This window comes from Nakamurella alba (genome assembly GCF_009707545.1).
Lineage (GTDB): Bacteria > Actinomycetota > Actinomycetes > Mycobacteriales > Nakamurellaceae > Nakamurella > Nakamurella alba.
Genome location: NZ_WLYK01000014.1, coordinates 25,574 through 32,460 on the forward strand (window position 1 = coordinate 25,574; position 6,887 = coordinate 32,460).

General features: G+C 63.0%; 3 protein-coding genes and 2 pseudogenes. 2 read left to right on the plus strand and 3 right to left on the minus strand.

From position 1 onward, the window contains the following. Positions 1 to 862 precede the first annotated feature (862 nt). Positions 863 to 982, minus strand: a pseudogene (locus GIS00_RS28550) (Lsr2 dimerization domain-containing protein); the annotation flags it as partial. A gap of 328 nt (positions 983 to 1,310) precedes the next feature. Further along, entirely contained in the window at positions 1,311 to 1,499 is a 189-nt protein-coding gene (locus tag GIS00_RS24675) for a hypothetical protein (protein WP_154771142.1), read from the minus strand. Positions 1,500 to 2,664: 1,165 nt separating this feature from the next. Between GIS00_RS24675 and GIS00_RS28105 the strand changes: the two are divergent. Further along, positions 2,665 to 2,894 (plus strand): annotated as a pseudogene (locus GIS00_RS28105) (IS110 family transposase); the annotation flags it as partial. A 411-nt stretch (positions 2,895 to 3,305) separates the two neighbouring features. Further along, entirely contained in the window at positions 3,306 to 4,547 is a 1,242-nt protein-coding gene (locus GIS00_RS24680; protein ID WP_230314126.1) for a sensor domain-containing phosphodiesterase, read from the plus strand. A gap of 395 nt (positions 4,548 to 4,942) precedes the next feature. Here the strand turns inward: GIS00_RS24680 and GIS00_RS29490 are convergent, their stop codons facing one another. Next, positions 4,943 to 5,191 carry a helicase associated domain-containing protein gene (locus GIS00_RS29490; protein WP_154771144.1) on the minus strand — a complete coding sequence of 83 codons (249 nt, stop codon included), beginning with the start codon at positions 5,189 to 5,191 and terminating at the stop codon, positions 4,943 to 4,945. Between the last annotated feature and the right edge of the window lie 1,696 nt (positions 5,192 to 6,887).

Sequence of the window (6,887 nt, forward strand, 5' to 3'; positions counted from 1 at the left end):
CCAGCCCGGTCGACGGACGGGAATGGGTAGGGCATAGCCGGGGTCGAACCGGCGCGATGATGTTGCTCGCACGCTCATGGCCTGCCGAGGCGAGCCTCACAGGTGTCATCCAACCTGACGCGGTGCAAGTCCGCCACAGGTCAAGGTGATCGCCGGCAGGTTCGTCGGGCACGTGGTCAGAGCTAATTCGCTGGCAGTAGAGGCCGACATCCTCCGTTCGGGGACCGCCCGGTTTGGGATCGAGGCGGCGAGAAGACTCGGACTGACCCCGTCAACTGGGGCTGAATTCTGCTAGGGGGCGACGTGGGGTTCTAGCCGACCTGCTCTTGTCCGGGGCAGGCCGCACCCTCGTGAGTCAACCCTAGTTGTCCGAGGAGCCCGCTCGGGATACGGGCACCACACCTGCTCTCGTCGGTGCTCTCTGGTCGCATCCGGGGTGGTGCGGCCGCACCGTGGCCCGGTACGTCACACCTGCCTCCGGTGTGGTTCCCCAATGATCGGACGAGCTAATCGCCGGTACTGCTCGAACGCGTGCCGGCAAGCGGCGCAAGTGCGACAGGCCCGATTCCTCTGATTAGGGCGGCGCAGCGGTGCCGAGGTGAGAGCATTCGTCTGTGATGTGGGTGATTCTGGGGGCGTTGGGGTTGTTGTCCGTCGCGACGTTCGTGGTCGCGTGGATAACCCGCAGCACTGGGTGATCGGTGAGCCGAGCCGCGCTTCAGGCGGGCTGGACTAGGCGCAAGCGAGGGCGGCGACGACCACCTTTGCCGCCGGAGGGACTGGCGTTGGAGATTGCGGTTCGGCGCCGACGGGGTGCAAGATGTTGACCCTTCGAGGGTCACGAGGGCGAGACCGAACCGGAACTATGGCCCTGCGACAGGTCGATCTCGTACTTCGACCCGTCGAGCGCGAAGGCGACAGTCTCTGCCGCCTTGCTGCCGTCGAGGTCATCGGTCATGATCACGGGGGTGATGGAGGCCACGCTGGACACCCTAAGACACGGGGACGTTGCTGACCTGCAGGTGAAAGATCGAACGCGGCCTGTTTCGTAACGCAGTCTTGAGGGCAGGGGAGCGATGCGGCCCCGCTTGCCACCCGGGGATGAGCGGATGGACGTAGGTCCCGCCGGTTCAGACACGCAGCCGGCGGGGCCGCTTTCCTATCTTCCCTCCCCGGTCAGCGCGCTGTCGGTGTCGGCCTCTACAATGTAAAGCGCCGGTCTGGCCGCTATCTCCCCGGGTGTGGCCAGCCCGACACAGCCTCCGTCCGCGCCCTGCTCGGGCCGGGCGGGGGCGTTTCGCCCCGGTCAGCTAGTCAATCGAGGGCCCCCGCCCCCAAGCAGTGCCCAGCCGTTCCACCGACAGGTCGAACGCCTCCCAGGCCGCGCTCCACGCATCAGGGTCCGGGTCGGCCTGACTCAAGATCTCGAACAGCACACGTTCTGATTTGTGGAAGTAGTCAGCGGCAGCGAACTTGTCGTTATCTTCTTCTGTCGTCATGCGCGCCCCATACCCCGATCAACAGTTGCAGCAACGTGACGGTGCAGGACATGACGTGCAGCGTTGCCGCCGGACCTGCACAATGAGGGTTCGGCTCGCTGTACACCCCCGCCGTGGATCGAGCCGCGGGTCTCGTGGGGGCTGGAGGCTGCCTCGACAAGGCAATCTCAGCTGTAGCAGCGATTCGCTGTCGTGCCCTCGCTGCCCGTACCGTCCCCTCTCGGCCGCCCACAACGGTCCCTCGCTGGTTGGCTGACCCTCGAGGGGTGCGCCACGTCCGGCCCAACTGCCGGGCGTGGCCCCACGCATATTCGGTCGCCTGTAATGCACATGATTGCCGGGCACGCTGCTCGTTCGGCTCCTCGATGTCACCCCCTGACAGGGTCGAGCCGAAGACCCCGCTGCGCTCACCCCCCGGCAGGCCGGGACCGCCGCATCCAAGCCCAGCAAGTTCCGGCGCGATCATCTGTGATGCCGTTACCAGCCCGACCGCGCGGGGTATCAGGCAGGCATGGGCACACTGGCCGATGAACAGAGATGGTTGGCGAACCTTCACGAGACATTGACGTTCTGTCTGCGACACAAGCAGTTCCCACGAAAGACCGAGACCTCTCATCCCCAGGAGCGAAGGCTGGGCATCTGGCTGAGCAACCAGCGCCGCAACTTCAGCGGCCAGCTCATGCCCGGTCACCGCGCCAGCCTCATCGACAGCGTGTTGCCGGGCTGGCGCGACCGACCTCCAGGCGGCCACAAGCCGATGCCGTACACAGGCGACGGATAGGGCGGACACTGCAGCGACCGCTGACACGAGCACCGGATGAAACCACCACTGGTTTGAGCCCCCGGCCGCCGCGGGCACTGTCCCTCTACGTCCGGCCTGCGCCGGGAACTCACGCACGATGGAGGCCCCGCCGGTTGACCTACTACAGCCGGCGGGGCCGAAGCATCGACGAATTGACGCCGCCCACCGCGAGAACCCCCAGCCGGTTCCCCGGGACTCCAGGTAATACAGAACCATGGTCAGGTTCACCACGGCTGCGGGGTCGAACTGACCAGGTGACGTCCGTGGGTGATGTGGATCAGCACCGTGTTCGCAGCGGTGAGTTCGGGTTGATCATGCAGGGAGGGTGGCGGGTGTGGCTACCTCGTTGGGCCTGATGCCCTGGTCACCCGCACCTCCGGCAGACACCGCGTGGTCCTGGCCCGCCACCAACGCAACCTGCGCTGGGCGACGCGCTCCTGCGGCAGGCGTTCTGCGCGCTGGGCCAGTCACCCGGAGCCCGCGCCTACTACGACGCGCACCGAGCCTGCGGCAATACGCATTACCAAGCACTCCGAGCCCTGAGCAACCGATTGGTCGGCATCCTCGATGGCTGCGTACGCCTCCACAAGACCCCAACGAAACCCTCGCCTGGCAAGGCCGGAAAAACACAGCAGCTCTACACCTGAGCCCCGCGGGACATCTCGCTAGGGACCGAGCGGGGCCAGATCTCGGCGAGGACGTGCAGTTCATCTGCCAACCGCGTGCCAGGGTAAGTTGGACTACTCAGCGAGATCCTCCGTCGAGCCAGCCGATCAAGGTTGGCAGCTTCGCTTCCTGCTGTCCTCGGGACCCTGAGCCCGTCCAACGAGCCACCCGCTGGCGGCACACAACCAACTTCGTCGAAGGCCGCGCGCCGCCCCGACTACCAATTCTTTGGACCCATGCCCGGTAGACTCATTACCGCTACGACCGTCTCATTGAGTCACACGAGCGCGGTGAAGGACGATCGGTCATCAATGAAAAGGGAGGAATGTATGCGTAATATGAAACACGATTGGGACGCTGATCGGCAGGTGCCGGTTACCGCGCGGTCGCACATTTCTACTGTCTTCCAGCCCATCAGGGACCTGCAGTCGCTCTCTGTTGTAGCATACGAGGCTCTATCTCGCTGGCCCGAGGAAAAGTCCGCGAACCCGGGTACGATATTTGCTCGCGCTGCCGACGATGGCACAGTGGATGCACTCGACTGGCGGTGCCGACTTACCGCCATCAAGAACGCGCTACAGCTAGGTCTGACGAGAGATGTCTTCTTGTTTCTGAACGGCGAGGCGGCGGTTAGATTTGACAGATCTCCCCCATGGGGAGCAGAGCTACTGGCAGCATCTGATAAGAAATTGCAAATCGTACTGGAGTTGACCGAGCGGTCTCTATTACGGCGGCCCGCTGGGATCCTTCGTCAGGTCGCCGAGGCCCGAGACCGCGGCTGGTTGATTGCACTCGACGATGTGGGCGTCGACGAAGATTCGCTATCACTTCTAGATATTGTTGCACCTGACGTGATCAAGCTCGATATGACCTTGATCCAAAATTCACTGGAATCAGCTAGCGCACGCGCATTGGCGGCCGTGAAGGCACACGTCGAACGCTTTGGTAGTTCGGTCGTGGCAGAGGGAATCGAAACAGACGAGCACTTGGAGCGAGCCATTGCTCTCGGCGCAGACCTCGGCCAAGGATGGCTACTGGGTCGCCCTCAACCCGGTTTCACTGAAGCTTTTGGCAAAGGTGCCCATGTTTTATCAAATTCTATTCAATTTGAAGTACCCAAAACGCCGTTCGAGATGGTTGCAGACACCGGTCTTGCACGTTGTGCAAGGAAAGAATTCCTACTGGCGTTTTCTCACCATATCGAAGCTCAAGCCGTCAACGACGCGGACCCCCCTATCGTTCTGACTGCCATGCAGGATGCCAAGAATTTGACGCTCGGCACTCGGCAAAGATACAAGAGTTTGGCATCCGCGGGCTCAATAGTCGCCATTTTCGGCCAAGGGATTGACGCCTCCCACGAGATACCCGGGGTCCGGCTCGTGCCACTTGAATCGAACGACGCGCTTCGGTTAGAGTGGACAGTGGTGGCGTTAGGCGCGCAGACCGCAGCTGCATTAATTGGTCGAGACAAGGGCGACTGCACTTCAGATTTAGACAGAAGATTTGATTTCGTGATTACGTACGACCGACAGTTAGTTGCCAAAGCCGCGAGATCGATATTTCTTCGGCTGGCCATATGATCTGACTATTCAGGAAATAGTTATAGGTCTCATCTTTGAGAATCTTCCCTGCTTAGCGGGACCAGATTAGAGCAAGCTCATTGCAGCTCACGATGTGGTGGTGTTTAGGAGCCCTCGGCCCGAGCTTCGTCCAGTGATTTGGCGGTTCGGTTGGTGAGGCGGAGCCGCGGGGGGCGCGGGGCGGCAATCGAGGACTCCGGTGGGGCCGTCGCTAGCTCCGGTCGGTCGAAGTTGGCCCAGTGTGGCGGCGCGAACACCGCGAAGACGACACCATCGTGACAACGATCCGCCGGGTCACCTGCGCCAGTCTGCTTGTCGTCAAACACCATGACCACAACCAGGGACAGGCCTTGACCGCCAACGGTGAACAACAGACGGCCGTCGACACAGTCTCGTTATGACCAGATCGGACGGTGCCGGCGCCAGGTGGGCACGGCTTCGTCCAGTCGGGCGCGCCGGTCGTCGGCCAGAGTGCCTAAACGCTCCTCGCGGCGCTGAGTGGACAGCCAGTAGCCCAAGCGACGCTCATCGGCACTCGTGCCGACCGATGTCGACGGGGGTAAGCCATGCACCTTCACATGTTGAACCAACCGCTCTAGCTGGCTAGTCCATCTTTGGTCATCGGGACGGAATCCGTGCTCCATAGCAACAGTCTGCCCGCTGAGGAACCCGGGAGTGAGGGCGGCCCCGCCGGCAGGGGTGGGCGAAGCGGGTACTTCGGCTCGGCCTAGCCAAGGGGGCGAGGGTCAGTCGACCAGTGAGAGACCGATGTGGCTGACCGACAACCGGTACAACCAGCTTGATCTCTGTCGTCTGCCACCGTGATGGGACCGGGAGTGGTCGGTTTCTGCCAGGGTGATGGGACCAGCGGTCCTGCCGGCAGAACGGTGGTCCCTTCCCGGTGGCAGATGACAGATCTCGATTCGGTGCATCCCCAGTTCGTCGTGGACCTGCTGACCGGCAACCTCCCCGCAGTCGCCGACGTCGAGGTCGAGGCAGCGCCAGAGGTGTCCGTTGGGGGGGGGTGAATCAGATCGACCACCAGGTCTCGCGGAAGCAGGTGAACGGCAACCCGTCCGGACATGTTTGGTCCAGGTGATTGCTGACCCGCGACTTCGACAAGCCAATCGTGCCCAGCGACTGGACCAGTTCGTCCATCCCGGGCCGCACACCACTCTGCTGGACTCCGCCCCCGCGATCAGTCGGCGTTCAGTCTCACGACGCGGTGAGGGTGAAGCAGACCTATAGATTGGGCGAGGCGCCGATTGATCATCCCATAGCGCAGGGATCGCTGCCGTGCGTCGACACCCAAGGCCATGGATGGCAGTCGTCCGGTCCGGGTGACGTGGTCAGCAACAGCCTGCAGGCGGAGATTTTGGTAGGCCACGCCTATGAACGACATCTGCTTCGTCCGTTCATCACTCACACTCCGGCGGCGCTCGGGTGGTCTGCTCGCTATGCGTCCATTGTCCCCAGGAGCCATCCGCGGACGCGGCCAATTTCTGCGTTGGGCCCGGGGATCCTGTAGCCGCTGAGAATGTCGGGTCGACGCCCGTGCGCTCGGCGATCTCGGCTCCGGACGGCAGGCGAACCATCCAACGTAGCGGTTACCTCGAAGGGCTTCCTTCATCCTTGCTGCAGATTGATACGAGGACGAATCGCAGACATCACGGTGTGCTCTTCGTCCTATGCTGGACATCAGTAGACTCGGAACACTCACGAGTCGTGGACAGCATGAGAGAGCCGCAGACCTCCGACCGCAGGCTGCATCCGGTGTGGTGGGTGGCCGGAGTGTTGATCTGGTGCGTCGGCGTCGGCGCGATGTTGGCGGTGGGTCACGGCACCGGCGGAGAGGTCCGGCTCGAAACGGCGGTCGATGCAGGTGCGGTGATGGCCGCCATCGTCGGGCTCCTCCTACGTGGCGTCTGGCTCCGAGCCGGCCGACGGGCATGACCGCGTCCGAGTCCCCGGCGCCCTTTACAGGCACGCCCGTCAACCAAAGATCCACTGGTCCGCGCTGACGGATCGGGAGCAGGCCACCACCTACGTCCGGGTGTCCCATTCACGTCATTATGGACACTGGTCGACCGAAACGCCTTCTCAGGACGGCTCGCGACGTCGATGCTTCGATATGGGAGTTGACCCCGTCGCGCTAGCAACCATCTGTGAACAAGATCACGACTGATGACTGACCGCGGTCGGACTGACACCTACGCCTTCACCGCGCGGTGACGTCCCGGCGAGTGGTGTAGGAGGTCAGGGGCCTTGTCGGCGTGGGTGACCGCGTTGGAGGGGGCCATCGTGTGACGGTCGGTGAGACCACGCCAATGGTTCTCACGG

Bases quoted from the DNA above. Each gene is read 5' to 3' on its own strand.
- GIS00_RS24675 (WP_154771142.1), bottom strand. From the start codon at position 1,499: ATGACGACAGAAGAAGATAACGACAAGTTCGCTGCCGCTGACTACTTC.
- GIS00_RS24680 (WP_230314126.1), top strand. From the start codon at position 3,306: ATGAAACACGATTGGGACGCTGATCGGCAGGTGCCGGTTACCGCGCGG.
- GIS00_RS29490 (WP_154771144.1), bottom strand. From the start codon at position 5,191: ATGGAGCACGGATTCCGTCCCGATGACCAAAGATGGACTAGCCAGCTA.